Source organism: Dictyobacter halimunensis (genome assembly GCF_036245075.1).
The window spans coordinates 2,536,080-2,562,196 of the sequence record NZ_BSRI01000001.1 but is presented as its reverse complement, the minus strand read 5'-3'; the positions used below and the strand labels follow the sequence as shown (position 1 = coordinate 2,562,196).

Sequence of the window (26,117 nt, the reverse complement as noted above, 5' to 3'; positions counted from 1 at the left end):
ATCGTTTATCAGGAGAGCAGGCGTATAGTCGCGGCACGCACCTGCGCGAGACGGTCCACCTCATCCTCTGTTTCTAACAGTTCATCCCAGCAGACCTCAAAGAGGCGCCAGCTACTGCGTCCGGTCAGGCGGCCAGCGCGGCCATTCGCCTCAATCGCGCTCCCCGCGCCCGCTTCCAGCAGATGCAGATGGTGGGCGAAGCCTTCATTGGCATAGATACGCATCTCATCAAGGGGATGCCACATTTCACCATGATGGCGAAACAGGAGCAGGCCATGGGTCAAGAGCTCAAGGCTCCAGGCTAGCCGCTCGTCGGCCTGCCGCAACTCCAGGTCGCGGCACAGCGAGGTAAAAGAAAAAGAGGATCGTTGACAGTTGCGCCACCAGGCAAAGAGATCCACCCAGGCCCGGTCCAGCTTCTGGCGCCATTGCTTGAGATGAGCCTTGATGGTTTCCTCGGGCAGGTGCAGCCACTCCTGGCGCTGCACATCCGGAAGAAGCTGAATCATCGACAGTGGACGGGTGGCGGCCTTCCAGCCATCGGCGATCATGCGGATCCCCCCGTTGCGCTCCGGCGATAGCGTCAATGCCAGGTAAGGAGCGGAATTCTTCTGCCCCTGCACAATTACTACCGCGCCTGCACCCGGTATGCGCCGGGAGAGTTCGGTGGCCGGGACACGAGGCAGCGTCAGAGAGGTAGGGCCGCCGCCTCGACCCACCGGCAATTCACCGGGCAGCGTCGTAGAAAATGAAAGTCCCAGCACGGTCTCGCAGGGCTGATAGATCGATTGGGCCCCGATGCGACTGCGCTTGAAATAGGCAGATGTATCGCTTTTGAAGATCTGCTCAATCAAAGGACGTAGAGCCGGTCGATAGGCACTACCATAGTAAGCCTGTCCCAGCTCAACCACCGTCCAGGGACGTAATGGACCGAGTTTCCTGGCCAGCAGCCAGAGGCTCTCAATCGAGGGAAGCGCCATCGACTCGCTGCTGTCTAAAAAGGCCAGATCCGGCGCCGTCAGAGGGGCCTGGGGCAAAATGGCCATGGAACTGGAAGCACGGGACAACATCCCATGGCGCACCGTGTGGAGCGTAAGCTTGCTGCCCACAACCGGAATCTCAACGCGCATCTCACTAAAGCGCTGCTTTAGCGCCTCCAAAGCCTCGGGCGCGCCATGCACCAGGATCAAGCAGCGCGGACCCACCTTTGTGACCACCTGGCTAATCTGCTCGGCATCGGCGTGGCCCGATAGATTATACTTCTCGACCTTGCAGGACAACAGCACCCGCTGCGAGCCGATCTGCAGCGGCATACCGGGCCTGGCCCGCAGCAGAGCCGCCCCCGGACTCTCCTCATCCTGATAGCCAGTAAGCAATAACGCATCCTGCTCACGGGTCGCGATGGTGGCCCCATACAGTGGAGAAGCGCCACCCGACAGCATACCCGAGCTACTGATGATGATGGCCGGTTCCTTGCGCGCGATCAGCGCGGCCCGCTCATGGCTGCGCACGGCAAAGATATGCAGGTCTGGATCGACAAACAATGGCCGGCGCGCATTCTTGAGATAGCGCTGCAGATGGGGGTGCAGATCGTGGGACTGTCCCTGGTAAGCCGCGCAGACCGAACGCACCATGCCATCCAGGTAGATAGGGACCGGAGAAATGTGGCCGCTGGCACGGTACGACTTCAGGATCAGCACGATCTCCTGCGCGCGACCAACGGCGAAAGCGGGACACAGCACGCGCCCATTGCGTGCGACCGTCGCCTGGACCGCCTCGGCGAACTTACGCTCCTCCTCACGGCGGCTACTGTGCGCCCGGTTGCCATAGGTTCCCTCGCAGATCATCACATCCGCGCCAGGCAACGATGAGATATCGAGTCCCCGGATCGTCCGTTGATCGGTCACCGATATATCGCCGGTATGCAACAGCGTCCCTTCGGGCGTCACAAAGTAGAGCATGGCCGCCCCCAGGATATGGCCCGCGGGCAGGTAGCTCACGCGAATCTCGGGGGCCATGGGAATAGGGGCAAAAGCCTGGTGAAAGCCAATAGGCTGAATTCGGCCCAGCAGGGCATCCACCTGCTCCGCGTTATAGAGGGGCGTCTCCCCATCGGGCTTCAGACCTTCCTGCTCCATGATGCGCACAGAGTCGCGCAGCAGGATCTCCGTCAAGACACGTGTACTCTCAGTTGCATAAATGGGAATATGTGGATAAAGTGATGCAATCAACGGGAGCGAGCCCGTATGATCGATATGAGCATGTGTAATCAACAACGCTTCCGGGGGGTTATCATCTAACAAAGCCAGATCTGGTATGCGCGACTGGCCATCACGAGCTGCCGGTCGCATTCCTCCATCAATCAACACACAACGACCCGCCACACGAAACAGGGTACATGATCCTCCAACCTCTGACGCGCCACCAAGAAATGTGAATTCCACCGCAAACTCCCTTTCCCATGTCTCTGCCTCAAACCACCAGGTTGTACGTCGTACAAAGCATACCACTTGAACAGCACAAAGAGCTTTATTAGTTTGACAAGATGCTGCGTTATTTACGCCTTTAAAGTATAACACGAAATGCATGGGTAATTATATACATTGATGTATGAATGGGCCTGAAGTCCACCCAGTTATTAAGGAGTTGGTGCCATACGGCAGGGGGTGCGAATGCACCCCCTGCCGTATGGCACCAACTCCTTAATAACTTACATATTTAGCTGAAATTGATGGTACAATGTCTTTGACAAATAAGCCGTTCTTTGATAATTTCACTTTTCAATAATATAGAAGGAGTTTCTGCATGCAGAGGAAGATCTCTACGACTGCAAAGAATAGCAGCAAGCAACAGAAACAGGTCAGGTCAGCCGCGACGCCGTCGGCAATGGAGCTACGACCGGCACCCTTAGAGGCTGATGAATACCAGGTACTTGATTCTATCCAGCGCCGTGTGCTCTGGCTCTCGACGCTGATCGTGCATCACGCCAATACGCGTCCCAATGCAGATGATCTGAAGGTGGGGGGACACCAGGCTTCATCGGCCTCGATGGTGAGCATATTGACGGCACTCTACTTTCATTATTTGCACGCAGGCGACCGTGTCAGCATCAAGCCGCATGCCTCGCCGGCGTACCATGCCATCCAATATCTACTGGGCAACCTGGACCAGCACTATTTACAGACCCTGCGTGAATTCAAAGGACTGCAGGCCTATCCCAGCCGCACCAAAGATCCAGATCCGGTCGATTTTAGTACTGGTTCTGTGGGCCTGGGGGCGGTCGCGCCGGCCTTCGCGGCCGTGGCACAGCGCTACGCGCAGCAGCACTTTGGAGAGGTGACCGCGCAACGCTTTGTGGCGGTCATCGGGGACGCCGAGCTGGACGAGGGCAACATCTGGGAGGCCGCCATCGATGAGACGCTGCATGGGGCCGGCAACGTCCTGATTATCGTCGACCTCAACCGGCAGAGCCTGGACCGCGTCGTTCCGGGCATCCGTGCGCGGCAACTCAAGAATCTCTTCGCCGCCGCCGGCTGGCATACGCTGGAAGCAAAGTATGGGCGCCTGCTGGAAAAGGTCTTCGCGCAACCAGGGGGTGCCGCGCTGCGCCAGCGCATCGACGAAATGAGCAACGAAGAATACCAGAGCCTGCTGCGGCGCCAGGGCGCGGACATGCGGGCGCGCCTGACTCATCCCGGAGGACTCGACCAGCCGGCGGACGCGGATATCTGCAAGGTCCTGCAAGATGTGCCCGATGAAAACCTCAAAGAACTGCTGGCCAACCTGGGCGGCCATGACCTGAATACCCTGCTAGATGTTTTCGCGCAGGCGGATCAGCGTCACGATGCACCCACCATTGTCTTTGCCTACACGATTAAAGGCTGGGGACTGCCATTTGCCGGAGATGCCATGAACCACTCGATGCATCTCAGTGGCGAGCAGGTACGCGAGCTCCAGCGCGCGATGAATATTCCTGAAGGGGCCGAGTGGGAGGCGTTCGCAAGCGGGAGCGCGGAAGCCGCATGGTGTCGTCAGAGCGCCGAGCGACTCAGCCGAGGCCAGCTACAGCCGGCGCCACTGATACCAGCAGAAAAGATCCCTGGTAGCCTGGATATGTCCTTCCCCGGCAAGCTGTCGACCCAGGAGGCGCTGGGACGCATCCTGACTCGGCTGGCCACGCTCGAAGGCATCGGTGAACGCATCGTGACGGCCGCGCCGGACGTGGCTATATCCACCCATTTAATCGGCTGGGTCAACAAGACCGGCGTCTTCTCGCCAACAATGCATCCCGACTATCAGGACGGCATCCAGCGTACCCTGCGCTGGCAGCCCAATCCACAGGGACAGCACATCGAGCTGGGCATCTCAGAGATGAACCTATTCATGCTGCTCGGCCAGCTCGGCCTGAGCTATGAGCACTCCGGCCAGCTCCTCTTCCCGATCGGGACCGTGTACGATCCATTTATCTGCCGTGGCCTGGACGCTCTGATCTATGGCCTCTACAACCATAGCAAGATGATCTTCGCCGGTACCCCCTCGGGCGTCAGTTTGAGTCCGGAAGGGGGCGCCCACCAATCCACGGTCACAGCTTCGTTGGGAGTTGAGCTGCCCGAGCTCAACTACTATGAACCCGTGTTCGCCCACGAAGTAGAGTGGATCCTGCTGGAGGCGCTACGCGAGTGCTGCGACCGGGACGAAGGCCGCTCAACATATCTGCGTCTCTCGACGAAGAAGATCGACCAGCAACTGCTGGAGGAGGCCCTGCAGCGCCTGGGCGAGGAGCGTCTGCGCCAGCACGTACTGGCCGGCGGCTATCGGCTACTGGAGGGACGCGACCTGGCGCCCGAGGCCAACGAAGACGAAGTCATCCAGATCGTCACCACGGGCGTCATGGTCCCCGAGGCACTGGCGGCCGCGCGCATCCTGGCCCGCGAGGGGATCGCCGCCAACGTCATCCACCTGACCAGTCCCAGGAAGATCTTCAGCACGTATAACGGTTTCCGGCGCAGCCAGAGCCAGGGTCAGACCGAGCCGGCCAGCGCGGCGCATCTGAGGACGCTCTTCCCGCGCTCCGAACGGCTGGCACCCATCGTCACCGTGCAGGACGCCTCGGCCCACAGCCTGGCCTTCCTCAGCGGCATCCACGGTGTCCCCTGCATCTCGCTGGGCGTCGACGAGTTTGGACAATCCGGCAGCATGTCGGAGCTCTATCAGGCGGTCGGCATCAGCACCGACGACATCGTGGCCGCCGGCTATACCGCCCTCGACCTGGCCCAGGAAAGATAAACATCGGTAATAGACATACCGGCTGAGAATGCTCTGGCGTTCCTAGCCGGTATGTCTATTACCGCATTTAATTCTCTCCAGGAGAATGGTTCGTTATGCGTATTACCGCACGTACATATAGTATTTTTTGAGATGTTCAAGGAGGATAATATGGAAGAAATTCAGGTTAATGGAAGAACAACTAACGCTTATCTTGCCGTTCCCGAACGGGGAAGCGGACCAGGGGTACTGGTCCTGCATGCATGGTGGGGACTCACCAATGTCTTCAAACAGGTCTGCGACCGCCTTGCACGTGAGGGATTCGTCGCGCTGGCTCCCGACCTCTATCATGGGAAGACTACCACTTCTATCGAGGAGGCCCACAAACTGGCCTCAGCAATGGTAGAGAGCGAGACTGCTCAGGATGTTAGCGCGTCCATCGACTATCTACTTAAACAATCAGGGAGACCTGGCAGAGCCCTGGGTGCGATCGGTTTCTCATTAGGGGGAAACGTAGCGCTGGAATTGCGGGATCAGGTGGGGGCCATCGTCACCTTCTATGGCACGAACTCACCCGAGGCGGTCAGATCCGAAGGCAATATACAGGGTCATTTTGCCGAAGATGACGATTTTGAACCCGTCGATCAGGTTCGTGAATTTGAGGAGGCCCTGCGTTCCGCCGGGAAACAGGTCACCTTCTTTACGTATCCGGGGACCCGGCATTGGTTCTTCGAGGAGAATCGGCCTGAGTATAACGCCGAGGCGGCTCGCCTTGCCTGGGAACGCACCATCGAGTTCTTGCATCAACGGCTCGATTAAACGCCCCAATTTCCCTTTTTACCATGCAACAATAAAAGGGATAACGTATTTTCGGGCACGGAAGATAAAATCGGGCGCAAGGCACGAACCTACGGTGGGTGGGCGAAAGCGCGCTTTGTCTCTCTTTCTATACTGAAAAAAAAAGAGTATTTTATGCTCGTTTTTGGATAGTTTAGTGAAGAGATACAGTTATGAGACAACAGCAAACAAGAACGCCCTCTAACAATTGCATTTATCCACAGAAAACATTCCCGCCGCTGGCGTGTATTTATGGGTTGCTACTCTGCTTTCTTCTAGTGGCGGCACCGTCTCCGGCGCGGGCCGATGGCGGTGCTCCTAATCTGGCCTATGTCGCGGGCTCGGCCGCTGGCATCAGCGTGATCGATGTGGCCCAGAAAGCCGTCTCGCGTACCATTGCCGTCAAAAGCGATCCGCACACGGTTCTGCTGAGTCCAGATGGGCGCTACCTGTACGTTACCCAGCCACAGCTGGGACAGGTCATGATCCTGGCCGCCGGCACCGGCAATACCATCTGTACGGCGGCGCTGCCGGGTCAGCCGCAATTTTTGGCCCTGGATGTCAATAGCAGCAGCCTCTACGTTGGGGGTAGCGGCAGCGACCGCGTGACCGATCTGGACACCGGCAACTGCAAGAGCAGGCGCGTGTTTCAGGCGCCTGCTCCCATTGCCGGAGTGGCGCTGGCCCTAGCGCAGATCAACCTGGCCGATGGACAGGACACGCAGCTCTGGGCCACCACCACCCACGGCATCGCAATCTTTAACGCGCAGAACGGAAAGAGCCTGCGCTACATCTCCCTGCAGGATGAGCCGCGCGCTCTGGCGATTCCTCCTGGAAGGACAGCCTATATCACCACCAGGCAGGGAAACATTATAGCCATCGATACCAACAGTTACCAGAACACAAACGTCATCACCGGCGGCTCCTATGGTCCGATGGATTTTGACGAGTCAACAGGCGAGGTATATGTGCCCGATGCCCTACATGATCAACTGGACGTGCTCTCCCCGGTCGTCGTCGGATATAAACATCCCCATGAGCCCGAGCGCACCTGGAGCTTTGCCTCGGCCCCGCAGTCGGTCGCCATTACCAATGATGGGCAGCTCGGCTTTGTGGCGCTGGCTGGCGGCCAGGTCGCCATGCTCGATCTACCGGGCAAGCAGACGGTCATCAATCTGCATGTAGGGGGAGCGCCGCGCTTCATCATTACCGGCCTGTATCCACCGCTGGCTCCGCTTAATCCACAAGAAGCCACGCTTTCTGGTATACTCATAACCATAGGGGCGGACGCGTTACTCGCGGTTATGCTCATCGCTCCAACCGTGTATTTCCTTTATAGACGTTTTGGACGCGGCCGCAAACAGGCATGGGAAAAGCCGGCACAGTGACAATAGCGGCCCATGACTGACGCGCAGCGGACGCGACGAGCATAGATGCATAGGAGGCAGCAACTCATGGCGACCATACCCTATCCACCTGGTACCGTTTTACTGCTGGCGGGAACAGAGCAGGGATTATTCTTGCTGACGTCGGGCGATCGTGTGCGCTGGGATCTGCAGGCTACCAGCCTGCGGCAAGAGGGGGCAAACATCTTCTACGCCATGTTTGATCCCCATAATCACTACCGCCTGTTCGCGGCCGATAACCGCCATGGGGCCGCCTTCCTACGCTATAGCGATGATTTTGGCGTCAACTGGCGAGAGCCGAAACAGAGCATCACGTTTGACGAGCCGGGTCCCAACCAGCAGGCTGAAATCTGGTATATCGAACCGGGACGCCCCGACGATCCACGCACCCTCTATGCCGGAACGGGTCCCGTTGGCCTCTGGCTCAGCCACGATAGCGGCATCACATGGCAGCGCAACGCCTCCCTGGAAGAGAAAGCCCGGCGCGAACAATGGGAAAACGGTGACGTCGGAACCTGCGTCCATAGCATCGTGGCGGATCCCCAACGGCCCGCGCGCATGTGGCTGGGCATCTCCGGCGCCGGGAGCGTACGCACAGATGATAATGGGATCAACTGGCAGGTCATCAATCAATTGCAGCAACCACAGCAGGTTGAGGGCTGGGATACCATCTGCACCAGCACCCATCGCCTGCTCCAGCATACCTATCGGCCAGACACGCTGTACCAGCAGAGCCGCTGCGGCCTCTTTCGCAGTACCAACGCCGGAGATAGCTGGACCGGCATCAGCCATGGTCTGCCCTCAACCTTCGGCTTCGCGCTCACCATGGACCCCAATCGACCGGACACACTGTTCACAATGGTCGTGGATAAGAACGACCGCTTTCCCATTGGAGATCAACTGACCGTCTATCGCAGCCACAACGGCGGCGAACACTGGGAAGGCTGCACCCGTGGTCTGCCAGCGGGCGAGCAGGCGCGTCAGAAGGTCCTGCGCCACGGCATGTGCACAGACGGCCATGATCCCTGCGGCATCTACGTCGGCACCAGAAACGGCAATATCTTCGCCTCCGCCGACAATGGCGACAGATGGCGCCTGATCGGCAGCGGCCTGCCAACGATCTACTCCCTCACTGCCACCGTCCTGTGACCTCGCGCATGGAAACGATCCCCGTAGGTTCGGCCCTCGCGGCCAATACCTTCAACTCAAGAAAATGCATGGAGAGAAAGAGAAGCAGTACGTGCGGGGCTTGCCCCCGCTTTCCTGCCTCGTCGCTCGAAAAAACAACGGAAATGATGCTATGCATCGCCTTCAACCTTCCTTGATCGCTTTGAAAGAGCCTTTCCCCTTAGGAAGCAAGCAAGCGGGGGCAAGCCCCGCACGTACCGGGGTCTTTTCTCGTTTTGCACGATCTTAAATTGAAGGTATCGCCCGCAAGGGGCGCAGCTACTGGCGGTAACGTTCGCGTAAGATCTGTTCGGCGGGGAAATGGTCGATGGTGGCAGATTCGAGCAGGGAGCCGCCGCTTCCCTCCGAATCGAGGCGAGCGATCTCGACACGGGCGCGTTCTTTTTCACGTACGATCAGGCAGACAGCAATCGCCCAGGTAATAGAATTGACCATTGTGGCAAGCGGGATCATAATAGCCAGCAACTCTTTCATAGATAGTGTTGTGGTCCCAACCGCTGGCGCCGTGGCGCGTTCAGCTTTATTATCGCGTCGAAATTTCATTATACCCTTTCCTTAGAGAATTATACTATTAATACATTCCATGCCACACGCTACAGGCGGCTCGATCGCATACATAATAGTGAGCCCTCTGCTACATAATACTTATATTACCCGATTTTAACCCGGCAGTCTAATGGTATAATTTCACAAAATTGGGTGCACTTACCTCCTATCCGTCATCGTCATCATGTCCGGTAGCCGAAGCCTGTTTGATGCCTGGATAAGGGACGTGGGTACCCTTGATCTCGTACCAGAGGACCTGATTGAGCCGATCCATCGGGATGCGGTCCTCGGTCGAGAAGTCCATGCCCGCCGAGGTGGCGGACCCGTAGGCATTAGGGCCATTGCGGGCGGTAGTCGAGAGGTTTTCCGCGTGCAGCGTGTACGGGGTAAGATTGGCATAGCTGGTAAAGGCGCGCCACATCGGCACTGCGTTGGCGTCATACTGGCTCAGCGCGCGCAATCCAAGGATGAGCTCGATAGTACGCAGCATCGCGGCCGTGTCATACAGGGTATGATCCACATGCACCTGCCGCCAGGAGGTATAGGGGCTGATCACCAGTGACTCCGTGCGATGCGCATCCACATGATCGGGCCCGTTCTGCGAATCATCCTCAGTCACAAAGATAGCGGTACTGGCCCAGTATTTGCTGTGGCTGACCGTATCAACCAGCTGGCCCAGCGCGGAGTCGTTATCAGCCACCATGGCCTGCGGCGTCAACTTGCCCGCTCTCGTCCCTTGCGTATGGTCATTGGGCAGCCAGACAATCTCCAGTTGTGGCAGATTATTGTGGGCCACAAACTGCGTAAACTCACGCTTCCATTCTCTGACCCGATCGGCATCCATATAGTCGAGGTCGAACGAGCGGTAGCGGGGATCATAATGGTTCGCCAGGTGACTGCGCACATGGTTCGTAACCTGCATCGGGGCAAAACAAAGCACCTGGCCGCGCGGGATAGACTGCTTGCTCACATACGTGTGGGCGACCGGTCCGGGACAGCTCGGCTCCTGAGCCGCCGGCAACAGGTGCGGTGGCTCATAGCCATGCAGTTGATAGAACTCGCCATAGTCACGATAGGTAATATGCGCCTCGGCCGCCGCATCCCAGATATAGCCGCCGGGTGACAGGCCAACCTCGCTCTCCCCACTGAAGTCCGCCAGGCGATGACGACCAGCGGGACCCGCCGAATAGTTCTGTGGCCACATCTTCTCGATATAGTCGTTGGCATTGGCCGAGTTGATCCAGTTATGGCCATCCGCGCTCACCTCGGCGTCGGCATAGAAATTATCGAACAGGCCAAAACGCTCGGCCAGCGCGTGCCCATTGGGCGTATTCCTGCGCGGAAACAGAACCAGCCTGGCATCCCCATTGGCCTGCCTCTCATCTCCCAGCACCTGGTCATAGGTACGATTCTCCCTGATCACGTAGATCACGTGCTTGATCGGCGATGTTCCACCCGGCCGAGGAATGGGATTGCCAGGACTACGCTCGTTGAGAACCGCATCCGACTTGCCATCGTTGCGCGCCACCTGATCGGTATACAGCTTCAAACGCTGCGCGCCTGGAATCTCGATAATGGACAGGGTACCCCTGATCATGCTGCCGGTAAAACCATCAAACGCGCAATTGCAGTATTGATTGTTAAAGCCGCTGACGGCATCGACGATTGGTGGACGCGCACGTATGGGATCGGCATACAGGCGTTTATCATTGGGGCCAGCGCCGGTCCCCTTGCCGTTGGTCACATACAGGGTCGCATTGGCGGCATCCACATTCACCGAAGTAGGATACCAGGCCGTCGGGATACGCCCCATCACCTGCCCCTTGCTGCCTTGCAGATTGATCACAACCACCTCGTTATTGCCCGCGTCAACCACGTAGAGCGCCTTTCCATTCGCGCTGAGCGCCAATCCCTGAGGGCTACTACTCAGCTGAGCGTGGGGGCGCGGTGCCACCGAGATGCGTCCCACCTCGCGCCGGGCCCCCGTATCAACAATAGAGACAGCATCACTATTGGCATCGGTGACATAGAGATAGTGGTTGTCCGGGTTGAGGGCCATAGCGGTAGGATGCTGACCGACCGCGATACTGCCCGTCTCCGTATTGGTCGCCGCGTCAATGACCGAAATAGTGGCTTCCCCCCAGTTGCTGACGTATACCACCTTGCCATCCTTGCTCACAAGCGTGGTATAAGGAAAGGCCCCAACCTGTGGGCTGGCCAGCACCGCCTTGCTGTCTGTATCCACCACGTCCATATTGTCAGATAGATTGTTGGCCACGTACAATCGTTTCCCATCGGGACTCAGGCTCAAGCCCGTCGGGAAGAGATTGCGATGCGAAGAGGGATCGGCAAGCAGGCTGATCGCGTCACCTTCATGCAGGAGTCCATCGGCCGAGACCGAATAGGTATGGATGATGTTCTCGCCGCCACCTGCCGCGTACGCGGCCCTGCCATCAGGACTATAGGCCAGACCCACAAAGACGCTGTGCGGAGAGGTATAGGAGATGGTCTGCATAAGCTTATGATCGGCCGTAGAAACAACCTGCAGGGATTGGATGCCCGCCCCTCCATTGGAGATCAACAGGTGGCGACCATCGGGAGAAAGGATCGAGTTCAAAGGCAGATCGCCCAGCGTCAACTGGCTGCCGGCCGGTGTAATGGTCCAGGTATCAACCAGGCGCGTCCCACCCGCCTGGGGACCCGGATGCGCCACCAGAAACAGCGATTCCCGCGAAGGGACGATGCAAGCGCCAGCCACAGATGTAGAGACAGCGATAATCAACAACACCGGGATCGTTACCAGAAACAGGTTGAGCCGTCGCCTGGATGAACGTACGGCACGGCTCTTTCCGCGCATTTGTGGCATCAGTCGCATACCATCCCCTCTCGCTATAAGCAGGTGCTCGATACATAAGCAAGCATACATTTATTACAATCGATGAGAAGGTCATAGGATAAAGGGATAATTGAAAGCTATGCCTGGCGGGCAGGTAAATCTATACCGGCCGGGCCAACGAAAAATTCGCCTGCCATCCTTTCCAGCGCATTGCCAGCGCATATCACAATTTCCATCAGAAAATTCCGCCTCTATTGGTCGTGTATATAAGGTACAAATGTCACAAAACAACAACCTGCTTTTAGCAGCAACGTATCTCTATCAGGTGCAATAGCACTTTTTGTCCTATCGGAATAGGAAAACCGGGCAGAAAAGCGGGCCGTTTCTTGCCGACGTTGAACACGAATGATACACTGGCAAAGATCGTATATATCGGACATACCGCAGGTATCGTAGAAGGGTGCCTTTCATGAATATTAGCTCTAGCATACGGAAATTAACCTATATCTTTGTAATTCTATTCATCGGTTTGAGCGGTGGATTGGTATATTGGCAAGTAGTGAAGGCGGATAACGTCGACGCAACGATCCACAATCCCCGGCGCTGTTCGGCGGAAAATTCGCCGGTGCGTGGTCGCATCTTTGATCGCAACGGCGTCTTGCTGGCAGAATCGGTGCCCGACGCCAATGTATGTGGTGGGTTTATCCGTCACTATACCGACCCCTCACTGGCCGCGCTGATCGGCTATTATGTTCCCGGTGCGTTTGTGCCCGGCATTGAAGGGCAATACAATGATGTGCTCACCGGCAACTCGGGTCGCACCGCCCTGGATAATGAGGTCAATAAGACACTGCACAAATCTCCGGTTGGTAACGACATCTATCTCACCATCGATGAGCGCATCCAAAAGATCGCTGTACAGGAATTTAACGACTACAATCCTGAGACGGACCCCTTCTATCAGCAATCATACGCACACGACATGGCCTTGCCGACCAAGAAGGGATCGGTCGTTATTTCAGATCCCCATACCGGTGATATTCTGGCCATGGTCAGCGCTCCCGGTTACGATCCCAATACGATGGTGCAGACGTTGTCCAAGGGCGATTATGGCTACTATGATCAGATGAACAAGGACCCTGACCATCCGCTCTATGTGCGGCCGTTGAAAGAACTCTATTCGCCAGGATCGACATTTAAGACGATGACCTTGCTAGCCGCGCTCGACAGCGGCACCACCACGCTGGATCAACAATGGGATAAAAAAGGGGCCATGGGTCCACTCTACTATGATGGAAGCCAGATCATAGGTGATAATCTGGCCTATGGAGAGTTTACGTTCCACTTCCCGATCACGACCGAGTATGCCTACGCGAACTCAGATAACCTCGTATTCGCCCAGCTCGGCGTCAGAACCGGCATGGATAAGTGGCTAGAGTACGCCAAACGGCTCTACATCGACCAGCAGATTCCTTTCGACTTACCGACGGCGAAGAGTAGCGTCTTGAATGCAGATGGCAAGCCGCTATCGACCCTGCAGCTGGCCTCAAACGCCTTTGGACAGGGCGTGGTGAACATGTCACCACTGCAGATGTCGCTCATCGATAATACCGTCGCCAACAACGGCGTCTTGATGCGCCCCATGCTGGTATCAAAGATCACCGACAAGGATAAAAATCCGCTGCAGACGATCGATCCTCAGCAGCTCAATACGGTGGTGAGTAAGGATACCGCGTACCAGGTCAGGCAGGCCATGGCAGCGGTCGCCGTCTGTGGTGGTGGCTGGCACCTGGGCCAGAACTATGGGTATCAATCAGACATCGTCGGCAAAACCGGTACCGGTGAGGTCGGAGGTGGTCTACCAGCGCATGGCTGGATGATTACGCAGGCTCCCTTTACACTGCACAGCACCGACCAGATGCCCGCGGTCACCATTGTCGGCATGCGTGAGAACGGCGGTGAGGGCGCCTACACAATCGGCCCCGCCATCTGGAAGATGTACAACGACATCTTCGCCAAAGGGTATGTCAAGACCAATATGCCGGCTCCGTTGACGTCAGAACCCTACTGCCCCAACACCAACCTGTGGCAGGCGCGCTAAGCACGCCACAGCTTTATCAAGAGTTGGTATAACACAACAGGTGGGTGCAAATGCACCCACCTGTTGTGTTATACCAACTCTTGATTTCCTCCTCGCTGTCGCAGGCGGCAAAAGTGCCAGCTTGTTGCACCGCTTCAGGTTTATCTGCTAAAGTAGCAGGGATAAAAGATGTATCTCAAGAGGGATCTTAACAGAAAATATGCCAATGTTATCTTTACCCGAGCAGTTGGAGAGCGCGATCGAGCATGCGTTGCAGAGCGTGCCCGCCTCAAAGTGGAAGAGCGCGGCGAAGGCTCTGAGCGAACGCTATCGCACACAGCGCACGGGGCAGGAATCCTCGCTGGCCCGTGGTGCTGATGCCGCGCTTGGTTACGCGGCGATCATCATGCCGGCCGCCTACGCCCAGCTCAGTGGCGCCATGGCAGCAGTCAGCGCACGTATCCCCGACTGGCAGCCTACAACCATGCTGGATATAGGAAGCGGACCAGGAACCGCCCTCTGGGCCGCCAGCGAACAGTGGCCATCACTGCAACGCCTGACCGCCTGGGAGCGCGAGCCCTCCTTCATCGAGCTGGGACGCCAGCTCGTCCGGGGAAGCGATAAAGCAGCCCTCAAGCAAACGAACTGGCACAGAGCGACCATCGGAGGCAAGCTACCGGGACAGATAGAAACCTATGATCTCATCGTGCTCGGACATGTCCTTAATGAACTACCCGAGGCGTTGCGCCAGGAGATTATTAAGCTGGCCTGGCAACACTGCTCGGGCGTCCTGCTGATCGTCGAACCCGGCACGTCCGCGGCCTTCCCCATCATCAAAGCGACGCGCGCCTACCTGCTTGGCATGGAGGAGGCCCATATGCTGGCCCCTTGCGCTCATAGCCTGGACTGCCCCCTGGTTGATGACTGGTGCCACTTCCCGCAGCGCCTGGAACGTCCCTCATTCCAGCGCCTGGCCAAGGGTGGGACCGCGAGTTGGGAAGAGGGCAAGTTCTCATATGCCGCGCTGGCCCGCTTCCAGGCACACCATCCCATCTGGGGAAGACTGATTCACCAACCCCACAAATCCAAGCGGGACGTCGGCCTCACCGTCTGCAGCGATCAGGGCATCGTCGAGCTACACGTTCCCAAAAGCGAACGCGAAGCCTTCCGCCGCGCCGCCGACCAAGACTGGGGCAACATTATCGCCAGCGCGCCGGAACCTCATACGACGATTGAATAAAAAAGAACTGAAAAGAGAAACACAGGAGTCCAGCCGCCGCGGCTGGACTCCTGTGTTTCTCTTTTCAGTTCTTTTTTATGCGCTTTTATGCGCTGGCTGACCAGACATGTGATACCACGCCTACCTGCTGACTCATCTTGTCAATGGAGGCTTCCACAAACGAGCGGAACAGACGTGACCAGGTCGCGTTATCCCGGTACAGTTCTTCTGGATGACACTGTGTCGCCAGCATAAATGTGCGCTCGGGGAACTCCAATAGTTCGATGATCCCATCCTCGGCCAGTCCGCTGGCGATAATGCCATCACCCAGTTTTTTGACCGCCTGGTGATGCAGGCTATTTACCAGCACGGTATCAGAGCCCAGGATCTGATACATCTTGCTATCCGGGTCTACGCTCACGCTATGAATAGTCTGGTTGCGGGGTAGATGCCAGTTGGCATGCCGCAAACCATTCTCGTACAGGCTATCCAGATCCTGATAAAGGGTGCCGCCGCGCGAAACATTCATCAACTGCATGCCACGGCAGATGCCAAGCGTGGGGATATCTTCTTGATAGGCCCAACGAGCCAGGTGTAATTCTAATTTGTCTAATGCCGGATCCGTCTCTTCAATAGCTGCGATAACTTCTTCTTTATAGGTACTGGGGTGTACATCAATGCCACCCGAGAGCAATAAACCATCAAGGCGAGAAAGCAACGAACGGAGATTGTCATAGTCATTCATTATAGGAATAAGAACAGGCACTCCCCCCGCACTTTCCACAGCATGGATATAAGATTGATTGCTATAATATACAGGTTTTTCAGCGTTCGCACCTCTAACCCCGGTCCGACATGGTATACCAATTAACGGTCGCATTCTCACCACTCCTATCTATACTTTTGATAACATAGTAACTTTCATGATTATTCCGCATTGGATTGCATTGACACGCGACACCGGCGGCCATGTATGCGTTGGAGATACCCAATCCTACAACTACCACCACTTCAAATATCGAAACCATTAATCAGAAAGCGCTACAAGGGTTTACATCTAAACTATGGAGAAACGCACGGTAAACTCTTGTCTGCGGTGACTTTTTCAGAATGCCGTACTGAGGAAAACTATGTTTACTATTAGTTTTACAGTCGACCGAGCCGGCCTGTCAAGCGTTCAGGACTTTTTTGGTACGTTTCTCATCAACAATGTAAAACTATTAGCACTACATACGAATAACAAATGTTAAAATGGATAGCATGATTTAAAAGGCACCAGATCAGGGATCGAAGCTTCCTCAAGCGCAACAGGAACGTTCATTTACCGTATATTACATACAACGTCGCATGACCACATATTGGTGAACACATAGACACTGTGTTCATTATCTTCGGCATAACACAGAGTATCTATGCAATAGCTCACACTGGGAATGCATACTCCATCACCAATCAATTGATATAAGGTGATTACAATGAGAGGATCGGGTACGATGAATGAGTCCCATGCGAATCCCAAGGCGCGGGTCGCCGATTTTTATAGCCGTGTGGCCACGACATATGATGAAATAGGTCCAGCTGTCTTTGCCACATTCGGGCAGCGCGTCATAGAACGTGCGGCCATCCCACCGGGAGCGCGCGTGCTAGATATCGCAGCCGGGAAAGGGGCCAACCTGTTCGCCGCCGCCGAAAAAGTGGGTCCAACGGGGCAGGTCATCGGCATAGATATCGCGCCCGCCATGGTCCAGCAGGTGCAAGAGAGCATCAGGTTGCGTGGACTGACGCAGGCAGCGATGCAATTGATGGATGCCGAACAGCTCACATTCGCGGATGCCAGCTTTGACTATGTGCTCTGCAACTTCGCCATCTTCTTCTTTCCCCATCTGCAGCAGGCGCTCACGGAATTCTTACGCGTTCTGCGGCCGGGCGGCACCTTCGCGGTAACCCTTCCGGGTGGTGGAGATCCCCGCTGGCGCTGGTACAATGAGATGATCGGTACCTACTACCAGCAGGAGCAGATCGATCTACCGCCTCTGCTGGCCAATGCACAACCATTGCCGGACCTGGGCAGCTTCACACAGTTGATGGGCCAGATCGGCTTTACCTCCGTACACCACAGCGTAGAAGAAGCCGAGTTTGTCTATGCCAGCGAGCAAGAATGGTGGGAGGCACGCTGGACCCACGGCGAACGCTATCCCCTGGAAAACATGCCGCCCCTGATGTTGGAACGCTTCAAGGCCGAAGTATTTAAGCGGATGGCCGCCCTCAAACAGTCCGATGGCTATCATGAAAAGTGGCGCATCTACTGTGTGCTCGCCCACAGATAGAAATACATATGCTGGATAACTTTAGAATATATTTGTATATTGGTGTGGCAGGTGCGCATTTGCGCACCTGCCACACCAATATACAATGGACTATGTGATGAGTATATCAGGGACGGGGGCCAACTGGTAGCCCGAAGGGAGCCTTAACGGTCGTCAACAGGCCAGCCAGGGCCGTGTACCAGGCGACAAGGGCCGTGATGATACCGAGCCAGCCGCCAATGACGGTGAAGGCAGATCCGCCTCCCAGGGCGCCGATAGTCAAGGCCAGTAAGGTCAGGAAGAGGAATAGAAACACTCCGATCAATGCGAAGTTGGTACGCAAGGAAGCGATAAGCATAAGGCCGGTAAAAATTGTCCAACCGAGGAAGAAGAAACCCATGGCGGTCTCGTTGGGGACTAATTTGAGCTGTAAAGTGGCCGCTACAGCCAGCCAGAAGGCTCCAAAAGACGAAAATGCCGTCGCGCCAAAGGTGTTGCCCATGCGGAATTCCCACATGCCGGCCAGCAGTTGTCCCAGGCCGCCATAGAACAGGGCCAGGCCAATAACGATACTGGCACCTGTAAACAAGTTAGCGTTGGCCGCACTCAAAACAAACGTCGTCAGGGCAAAAGCACATAATCCAAGGGGAGCTGGATTAACGGCGGCCGCAACCTCTTCAGTTGCCGCTGCATCTCTTTTTAAAGAAAACTGGGCCATTATATGTTCCCACCTTTCCTGGTATGTTTCTTACACACGTCGCTGCACAAAACTCTGGGCGAGCGCTACTCTTTACGCATACATACTTGGAAAGTAAACTGGCCTCATCACCAGTCTAGTAAGAGTGAAAAGGTAAAGGAAAATGAATTCTGGAAACAGCTTTCCGGTAATAACAGTGCCCTGCATCCTCCTTTCACATGCTTTCTGGCATAGAGCATGCTAACTATAGTAATCCCTGCCATATACTATTGTACGACATAGCAAAGTATTTGCCAATCTCTATTTCCCTTAAGTATTTAAGTGGGTGCAACGCCACGGCTCGTGCGAATGCACGAGCCGTGGCGTTGCACCCACTACTAAAATTTATGCTTTCTGGCGGGCCAGCAGGCGCTTCATGAAGCGTTCGTAGGACAGGCTTAAGCCCTGCGCTTGAATGGGATCGGGCTCACCGGTCATCGCCGCCATGCGCGCGCGCCAGGAGCGCAACAGATCAAGCATCTCGGCCAACTTCTCCGGCCTCTGCTGGCTGAGATCGTGCTGCTCAGCGGGGTCGTTGCATAGATCAAAGAGCAGGGGTTGTGGTGAGCGCGGCCGGCCATAGAAATCGGGCAGCGGCTGACCATGCAGGTCCTCTACGATCGGGAGAATGACCTTCCATTCGGGGGTACGCAGGGCCAGCGAGGCCTGGCGCGAAGACTCAGCGGAGACGATATAGGGATGGGGTGAGGTAGAAGTGGAGCCGTTCAGCAGCGGGAGCAGGCTCTTCCCATCCAGGGCGTATGGGAGAGGAGGTAATCCTACCAACGCCCCCAGCGTCGGCACGATATCCAGGTGCGAGACCATGGGGGTGAGACGTCCGGCGGACTTGCCGGGCAGATGGAGCATGAACGCGATACGGGTCACGGCATCATACAGACCATGGTGATCGAAATAGAAGTCGCCCTCCCCAAAGCATTCTCCATGATCGGAGAGCAACACAAAGATGGTATTCTCCCATAACGCCTGCGCCTTGAGGGCCTGCGTCAGACGGCCCACCTCGGCGTCCACCTGGCTGATCTCTCCATCATACTGAGCAACCACATAGGCATAGTCATCCGGGTGGCGCAGATGCATATCACCCAGGAAGGCATTGTAGTATTCCGGCCGCAGCTTGCGTACCTCGGCCAGGTCGATAGGGCCAGAATTGGGCTCATAGTGCATGGTATCATAGGGCGGCAACGGACCGTACGGCGTATGGGGGTCCCAGTAGTGCAGGAACAGGAACAGCGGCTGATCGGCGTACTCTTGCAAGAGATTAAGCGCCCGTTCAGTCAATTGCTGGCTCTGATCACCGAACGGCTTATAAAGAAAGCCGGAATAGTAATCGTAGCCGCGCGCGAACCAGCTGCCGCGCCCATCGCCCTGCACGGCCAGGTTATCGCAGGCCGCCGTCACATATCCACGCTGCTTGAGCATCTGTGGTAGCATCTGGATCGAAGAAGAAAGGCGCCGCTGGCCCGTATGCGCCACCACACCATGGCGATAGGGATGCAGTCCCGTGTAAAGGGTCGTAAAAGAAGGCATGGTCGGGATACCGGCGGCGAATGCCTGCTCAAAGACCTGGCTCTCGGCGGCCAGGGCATCAATATGCGGCGAAGTTGGCCGTGCATAGCCATAACAGCCCAGATGGTCAGCGCGCAGACTATCGATCGCCACAACCACGATGTTGGGCAACTTCGCTGGAACGGTCATGTTGTATTATCTCCTGTTCCTTTTTCGTGGGCCGACGCAGGAAGCGCCCGCAAGGGGCGATATCTCCCATTTAATATCGGGCAAAAAGAGAAAAATCCACAGTACGTGCGGGGCTTGCCCCCGCTTGTTTGCTTCCCAAGAGGAAAAGCGCCTTCAAAGCGATCAAGGACGGTTGCATGCGACGCATCGCATCATTCCTGTTGCTTTTTCGAGCGGTGAGGAAGAAAGCGGGGGCAAGCCCCCGCACGTACTCTGACCATTTCTCTTTTTGCTTGCTCTAAAGTTGAAAGTATTACCCCCAAGGGGCGCACCTACGACGACGACGACAACGGGATGCGTCTTCCTTCGCGGGCGGCTTGATAGGCGCCCAAAACCATTTCGATGCATACGCGTCCATCTTCGGCGGTAGCCATGGGAGCGCCCTGGCCGCGCAGGTAATCGATCAAGGGACGGGGGACGGCCCGGATGCGGTTGCCATGCGGCACATCGGCCGGGAAATCGAAGCGCTCCCAATCGGCGGCGCCAGCGCGGTAGATCTTGAGGGCCGTAGCGCCGGGCGGTCGTGGCAGGGACGAAGAGACCAGGTCACCATAATCCTGGATCAACGTTCCCTTGTCGCCGTAGATCTCGGTGGTGGAGGTCGCCGCCAGCATGGTCGAGCTATTGAGCAGAATACCCATCTCGCGCTTGCCAAAGCGGTAGACCGCGACCCCGTTATCGTCCGGCGCCGTGTTTGTCAGTACGTTGTCGATCTCGGCGATGACACTGGTGGGCCGCCCCAGCATCCAGTAGAACCAGTCCGCGGCATGCGAGGCGTCGTCCATGAACATACCCATGTTCTGCACGGGATCGATATGCCAGTTACCGGGCCGCGCGAAGTCGGGATTGAGCAGCAAACCGATGGCATGGCGGCGGCGCACGATGGCGATATTGCCCAGGGCACCTTCGTCCAGCAGCGCCTTGATCTTCTGGTTAACCGGGTCCGCGCGCATCTGATAGCACAGGCTGAACTTGATGCCATAGCGCCGCACCGCCTCGATGATCGCGTCGCAATCATCCAGTGTCAGCGCCATCGGCTTCTGCAGCAGAACGTGCTTGCCAGCCTGCGCGGCGGCCTGAACATGGGCCGCGTGCTGATTGGTCGGACTGGTCACAAAGACGGCATCGATATCCGAGCGCTGCAAGAGATGGTCAAGGTCGGCCTCAAAATCCAGACCATACTTCTGGCACTGCGTTCGGCCGCGCTCCTGGTCAGCGTCCCAGCCAGCCACCGCTTCGGCGTCATCAAAATTGCGTATCGTATCCAGGTAGGCATTGACGTGCGCATGGGCGAAACTGATGACGCCCAGGCGAATCTTATTCATCCTTGACGTAGCCATGCAGGCGCACTCCTTTGTCCTGATCTTGTAACTCATTGGGAACGGTCAGAGCCTCGGGTGAAGGGATGGTAGCCGCCTCGCCGTGGGTACGTTGAGACAGCGGCGTGGCTCCGGGCCCGATAACCTCGTCGGGTCTGGGCGTGCCAATTCTGACACCGCAATGTCCCTGCGCGCGCAAAGGATCGACCGAGCGACCAGTCTCCTGCAGGCGTCGGGCCACCCATGCGTCCAGGCGTCGCTTGAGCTCACTGGCGATCTCTGGCTGCTCATCGATCAGATTATGCTGCTCCTGCGGATCGGTCTGCAGATCGAACAGTTCCTGCATCGGCCGCCCATGGGGATCTTGCTCGATGGAATCGATCAATTTCCAGCGCGTATTGCGGATCGCTCGCTTGACCTCCCAGGTGGCCTCGGACAGGTAGAGCTCGTCGTAGTTGCCGTCGCGCAATCCAAAGATGGGAGGCAGCAGGCTCACACCCTCCATGGCGTCGCGATCGGGCAGTCCAACCAGGTCCAGCAGCGTCGGGGCCAGATCCACGTTCTGCACAAAGCCGGGCACACGCTGGCCCGCCGGCAGCTTGCCCGGCCAGTAGAAGATCAGCGGCACATGCACGTTCCCCTCGTAGAGGCCATGGTGGTCAAAGTACCCCTGCTGCTCATCCAGGATCTCGCCATGGTCGGCGGTCACAATGACCAGCGTATCCTCCTGCACGGGCTCCAGGGCGGCAAAGATGCGGCGCAGATGTTCGTCCATGTAGGCGGTCTCGCCATCATAGAGATTGATCACGTACTCAGAATCAGTCACGCCGGGCATCCACTCGTGGAAATACCAGCGGAACGGCTCCCAGCTCCAGGCCTCATCCATGCTATGATTATCCAGGGCGTATGGATCGCGCCCCTCAGGATAGAATTTATGCGTATATCCCGGCGGTGGCAGGTAGGGCGTATGGGGATCCCAGTAGTGCAGGAACAGGAAGAAGGGCTGGTCCTGCCCGCGTAGACGCTCGATCACCGGCAAGGCCTTCTCGGTGACCGTCTCGGCCTTGCGCAACACGGTCGGCACCGAGCGATCCCAGGCATAGGTGACGTACTCATCGAAGCCACGTGGGAAGTGCCGTTCCATGCTATCGACGGCCGCCGTCACGTAGCCGTGCTCCTTGAGGATCTCGGGCAGCAGGCGCACACCCTCGGCGATCGGCACGCCCCCCCCGATGTTGACGATATCATGGGTGATGGCCTCCTTGCCCGTCAGCATCGTCGTAAAGCTGGGGTGGGTCGGGATGTTGGGCGCGTAGCAGCGCTCGAACAGCACGCCCCGCTCGGCAATGCTATCGAGAAAGGGGCTGGTCGGCTTGGAATAGCCGTAACAGCCCAGATGGTCGGCGCGCTGGGTATCCAGAGCGATCAAGACAATGTTCATCCGTTGGGCACCTCCTCGATGGTGCCATTCTCCCAGGAACGGATGGCGGCCTCAATCACCTCCTGAGCGGCCAGGCCATCATCACCGGAGGCATCGAGCGGACCACCCTGCAACACCTGCTGTACAAACGCATTGATGCGATTGCGGAAGGTATCATCAAAATTGCCCATGCCCCCACCCATGATCGGATTCTCCAGCACGATCTTCTCGCGGCTCTGACGCGGCAAGAATTCCATGCGCTGAAAGACGTTCTCGATCACGGCGCGTCCCTTGCTGCCGCCAACCTCACAACGCTCAATGGGATGGAACGAACTGGCATCGTAGCTACCGGTCAGGTGGCCGATCGCCCCACTGGCGAACTGCATGTTCACCGAGGCGTTCGACCAGATCGCGCGGCCCGGACCCTTATACATAAAGGCCTGCACGCGTTTAATCGGTCCACCAAAGGTGCGCATCACATCAATGGAGTGGGGATGCAGGGCACGCATGTGAAACCAGGGGGACGACTCGTTGGGATTGTTGATCCAAAGCGCCATATTGATAAATAATACTTCACCCAGCTCGCCATCGTTCAACAATTGCTTGACACGATCGGCGGCGGGTGTAAAGCGATGATTGAGATCCACACCCAGCAGCACGCCGCGCTCTTTGGCGAAACTTACCATCTCGCGCGCCTGCTCGATGTTGTTCGAGATCGGCTTCTCTACCAGCACATGCTTGCCCGCGCGCAGACACTGCATCGTCGGCTCATAGTGGTGGCTGCCGTTCTCTGTGCCCGCCGTAGCCACACTGACGGCATCGATCTCCTCAGAACTCAACATCTCATCGATCGAATGATACGCCTTCACGCCATACTGCTGCGCCACCGGGTCTACACGGTCAGCTAAAAGATCGCAAAACGCTACTATTTCGGCATCTGGATTTTTACTATACCAGTTGGCATGATTTTTTCCGATATTTCCAAGCCCGATAACAGCTACTTTTAATTTGCTCATGCTGCCCCTTTCTTGCAACCCTGCATTGAGGAACGAAAATTTTCAGCATTATATAAATGATCAGGCATCCAATGTGCGCATAATACGCGATAGATAACCATGGCTCTCAGCGGCGACGGCACTGGCCTGCCAATCTTCCAGGTTGGCACCACCGATGACTTCGAGATTGATGGGACCACTGTAGTTCGCCTGCTGCAGCGCCTGCAGGACGCCGGGCAGATCGATGCTACCACGACCGGCAATCTGGGTCTGTGGGGGTCCAATGGGGATTACCAGCTCCAGGGTGTCGCGGATATGAACCGAGGCCAGGCGAGGAGCCAGCTGTCTGGCCGATTCGACAACGTCATCGCCCAGTCGGTAGAGATGACTGGCATCGAAGTTGATGCCCCAGCCATCGATCGGGATGGCATCCAGGGCCTGGAGCGCCCTGGCGGTATTATCGATGGCCTGATTGACATGCGCTTTGACGCCAAGACGCACACCCAGGTCGGCCGCGATCGGAGCCAGTTGTCGAATGGCCGCGTAGGCCGCCTGCTCGGATACAGCATCCCCGGTCTTGCCACCGCTACCGGTATTAACGACTTCCACTCCCAGCGCCGACGCAAAGCGCAGGACCGAAATAAAACGCGGCAGGTTATCGGGATTGGTCAGGTTGGTGGCCGCCTCCATGGCGACGGCCCGCAGACCCGTCTCATCCAGTAATGCTTGCACACGCGCTGGATCATCACGTTCAGGTGACACGTGTTCACACATGCCCGGAATCGCGGCCAGCTCAACTTCCTTAAAACCACACCACTCAACCCGCCTCAGAGCCTCGGGCAGGTCGAGCTTAGAGAACAGTACCGTGTTACAACCAAGCCTCATTGCAGTTGTCCTTCCCTATTACCACCGATAAACTGGAAATAGTTAGCGGTCTGTTTACCTACAAATTACTCATACTAATTATGACATGGTGGGCGCTAAAGAGTTAAAACCATTGTTATGTTTTGCTACATTTCATCTAGTTTCAAACTCTTTTGATATTCTTAACATGAAAGCAATTGCTCTGTCAAGGTTATTTTATCTATATCCAATAAAATAGATGGTTGCAGAACCGTGCGCGGTGCGCACGGTTCTGCAACCATCTATTTTATTGGATCTTATTATTTGACGAATTCCTGGGCGAAGCGGTGGATGGGTGTGAGGTCGGTGGCGCAGGTGGGGAAGTCCAGGATCAGTTCGTGGATGCCGAGGGCTTCAAGTTCGGCGACACGCTGGCGAATCGTTTCTGGACTACCGACCAGTGCGGTGTCCCTCAGTTGTTTCCGGACGTTTTCAGGCAGGGAGGCTCGGGCCTCGTCGTCGCTGTCGGCGATGGCGCAGACGGAACCAGTGGTGTTGTGGATCGTCGAGAAGTCGCGGCCCAGGTTCTCGCAGTGCTGCTTGAGTACGCCGATTTTGTGCTTGATGGTCTGCTGGTCACCAAGGATGTTGCTGGCGTCGCCATATTGGGCGACCAATTTGAGAGTAACCTTTTCGCCACCACCACCAATGAGGATGGGAATATGCGGCTTCTGCACGCCCTTGGGCTGGTTGATGGCGCCCCGGATCTGGTAGTATTTGCCCTCAAAATGGGCCTCATCCTGCTCCCACATGGCATGGATCACCTGCAGGGCTTCACGCAGCATGCGCAGGCGCTCGGGGGCGTCGGGATACGGATAGCCATAGGCCCGGTATTCGTGCTCGTACCAGCCGGCGCCGATGCCAAAGTTCAGACGACCATGCGACAGGACATCGAAGGTGCTGGCCATCTTGGCGAGCAGGGCGGGATTGCGGTAGCCGTTACAGGTTACGATCTGGCCGATGCGCACACGCTTCGTGTCGCGCGCAATGCCCGCCAGCGACATCCAGGTTTCAAAGGTCACTTCCTGCGATGGTTCGGGAACGGTGTGGAAGTGATCAACCATCCAGATGGATTCATAGCCATCATCATCGGCGGCTTTGGCCACGTTGGTCATTGCCTCGTAGGCCTCCACCGGATCTTTGATGGCGGCCAGATTCATCTTCCAACCATTAGGAATTTCAACGCTAAACTTCATATTAACCTTCTTCCTTCACGAGATTATAGTTCTACTAATGAGTATACGCATGAGGAAGAGGGAGGGGGTACATAAGCGTCCCCGCACGGGCGTCCGCACTGTTTTTGTTGATG

Annotated in this window: 18 protein-coding genes; 7 read left to right on the top strand and 11 right to left on the bottom strand. The window is 56.7% G+C overall.

What is annotated here, in order from left to right; genetic code table 11:
- Positions 1 to 8: 8 nt before the first annotated feature.
- Positions 9 to 2,444: an MBL fold metallo-hydrolase gene (locus tag AABA21_RS10355; RefSeq protein ID WP_338249511.1), complete on the bottom strand. Its 2,436-nt coding sequence runs from the start codon at positions 2,442 to 2,444 to the stop codon at positions 9 to 11.
- A gap of 442 nt (positions 2,445 to 2,886) precedes the next feature.
- Between AABA21_RS10355 and AABA21_RS10350 the strand changes: the two genes are divergently transcribed.
- From AABA21_RS10350 to AABA21_RS10335, 4 genes are all read left to right on the top strand, one after another.
- A complete protein-coding gene (locus AABA21_RS10350; protein WP_420917144.1) occupies positions 2,887 to 5,286 on the top strand; it encodes a 1-deoxy-D-xylulose-5-phosphate synthase N-terminal domain-containing protein in 2,400 nt (799 codons plus the stop codon).
- A 150-nt stretch (positions 5,287 to 5,436) separates the two neighbouring features.
- On the top strand, positions 5,437 to 6,084 hold the full coding sequence (locus AABA21_RS10345; protein ID WP_338249508.1) for a dienelactone hydrolase family protein: 648 nt from the start codon (positions 5,437 to 5,439) through the stop codon (positions 6,082 to 6,084).
- A 191-nt stretch (positions 6,085 to 6,275) separates the two neighbouring features.
- Positions 6,276 to 7,490 carry a YncE family protein gene (locus tag AABA21_RS10340; protein WP_338249505.1) on the top strand — a complete coding sequence of 405 codons (1,215 nt, stop codon included), beginning with the start codon at positions 6,276 to 6,278 and terminating at the stop codon, positions 7,488 to 7,490.
- Positions 7,491 to 7,556: 66 nt separating this feature from the next.
- Entirely contained in the window at positions 7,557 to 8,657 is a 1,101-nt protein-coding gene (locus tag AABA21_RS10335) for a hypothetical protein (protein WP_338249504.1), read from the top strand.
- A 297-nt stretch (positions 8,658 to 8,954) separates the two neighbouring features.
- Here AABA21_RS10335 and AABA21_RS10330 read toward each other — a convergent pair whose 3' ends face one another.
- On the bottom strand, positions 8,955 to 9,239 hold the full coding sequence (locus AABA21_RS10330) for a hypothetical protein (RefSeq protein WP_338249502.1): 285 nt from the start codon (positions 9,237 to 9,239) through the stop codon (positions 8,955 to 8,957).
- A gap of 169 nt (positions 9,240 to 9,408) precedes the next feature.
- Complete coding sequence (locus AABA21_RS10325) at positions 9,409 to 12,117, bottom strand: beta-propeller fold lactonase family protein (protein ID WP_338249500.1); 2,709 nt, start codon at positions 12,115 to 12,117, stop codon at positions 9,409 to 9,411.
- Positions 12,118 to 12,547: 430 nt separating this feature from the next.
- Between AABA21_RS10325 and AABA21_RS10320 the strand changes: the two genes are divergently transcribed.
- Positions 12,548 to 14,179: a peptidoglycan D,D-transpeptidase FtsI family protein gene (locus AABA21_RS10320; RefSeq protein ID WP_338249498.1), complete on the top strand. Its 1,632-nt coding sequence runs from the start codon at positions 12,548 to 12,550 to the stop codon at positions 14,177 to 14,179.
- Between the two features lie 199 nt (positions 14,180 to 14,378).
- Positions 14,379 to 15,398 carry a small ribosomal subunit Rsm22 family protein gene (locus AABA21_RS10315; protein ID WP_338249497.1) on the top strand — a complete coding sequence of 340 codons (1,020 nt, stop codon included), beginning with the start codon at positions 14,379 to 14,381 and terminating at the stop codon, positions 15,396 to 15,398.
- A gap of 85 nt (positions 15,399 to 15,483) precedes the next feature.
- Here AABA21_RS10315 and AABA21_RS10310 read toward each other — a convergent pair whose 3' ends face one another.
- A complete protein-coding gene (locus AABA21_RS10310) occupies positions 15,484 to 16,257 on the bottom strand; it encodes a gamma-glutamyl-gamma-aminobutyrate hydrolase family protein (RefSeq protein WP_338249495.1) in 774 nt (257 codons plus the stop codon).
- A 613-nt stretch (positions 16,258 to 16,870) separates the two neighbouring features.
- On the opposite strand from AABA21_RS10310, the gene AABA21_RS10305 reads away from it, so the two are divergent.
- Positions 16,871 to 17,704, top strand: a complete 834-nt coding sequence (locus tag AABA21_RS10305; RefSeq protein ID WP_338249493.1) for a class I SAM-dependent methyltransferase — start codon at positions 16,871 to 16,873, stop codon at positions 17,702 to 17,704.
- 106 nt (positions 17,705 to 17,810) lie between these two features.
- On the opposite strand, the gene AABA21_RS10300 is transcribed toward AABA21_RS10305, so the two are convergent.
- From AABA21_RS10300 to AABA21_RS10270, 7 genes are all read right to left on the bottom strand, one after another.
- Positions 17,811 to 18,401, bottom strand: a complete 591-nt coding sequence (locus AABA21_RS10300) for an acetate uptake transporter (protein WP_338249491.1) — start codon at positions 18,399 to 18,401, stop codon at positions 17,811 to 17,813.
- 363 nt (positions 18,402 to 18,764) lie between these two features.
- On the bottom strand, positions 18,765 to 20,132 hold the full coding sequence (locus AABA21_RS10295) for a sulfatase family protein (protein WP_338249490.1): 1,368 nt from the start codon (positions 20,130 to 20,132) through the stop codon (positions 18,765 to 18,767).
- Positions 20,133 to 20,443: 311 nt separating this feature from the next.
- Positions 20,444 to 21,511 carry a Gfo/Idh/MocA family protein gene (locus tag AABA21_RS10290; protein WP_338249488.1) on the bottom strand — a complete coding sequence of 356 codons (1,068 nt, stop codon included), beginning with the start codon at positions 21,509 to 21,511 and terminating at the stop codon, positions 20,444 to 20,446.
- Positions 21,489 to 22,931 carry a sulfatase family protein gene (locus AABA21_RS10285; RefSeq protein ID WP_338249485.1) on the bottom strand — a complete coding sequence of 481 codons (1,443 nt, stop codon included), beginning with the start codon at positions 22,929 to 22,931 and terminating at the stop codon, positions 21,489 to 21,491. Before AABA21_RS10285 ends, AABA21_RS10290 begins: the two co-directional genes overlap by 23 nt.
- Positions 22,928 to 23,926, bottom strand: coding sequence for a Gfo/Idh/MocA family protein (locus tag AABA21_RS10280; RefSeq protein WP_338249483.1), 999 nt, complete (start codon positions 23,924 to 23,926; stop codon positions 22,928 to 22,930). The genes AABA21_RS10285 and AABA21_RS10280 overlap by 4 nt, the downstream gene beginning before the upstream one ends.
- 60 nt (positions 23,927 to 23,986) lie before the next feature.
- A complete protein-coding gene (locus AABA21_RS10275) occupies positions 23,987 to 24,790 on the bottom strand; it encodes a sugar phosphate isomerase/epimerase family protein (protein WP_338249481.1) in 804 nt (267 codons plus the stop codon).
- A 278-nt stretch (positions 24,791 to 25,068) separates the two neighbouring features.
- Positions 25,069 to 26,004, bottom strand: a complete 936-nt coding sequence (locus tag AABA21_RS10270; protein ID WP_338249479.1) for an LLM class F420-dependent oxidoreductase — start codon at positions 26,002 to 26,004, stop codon at positions 25,069 to 25,071.
- Positions 26,005 to 26,117 lie beyond the last annotated feature (113 nt).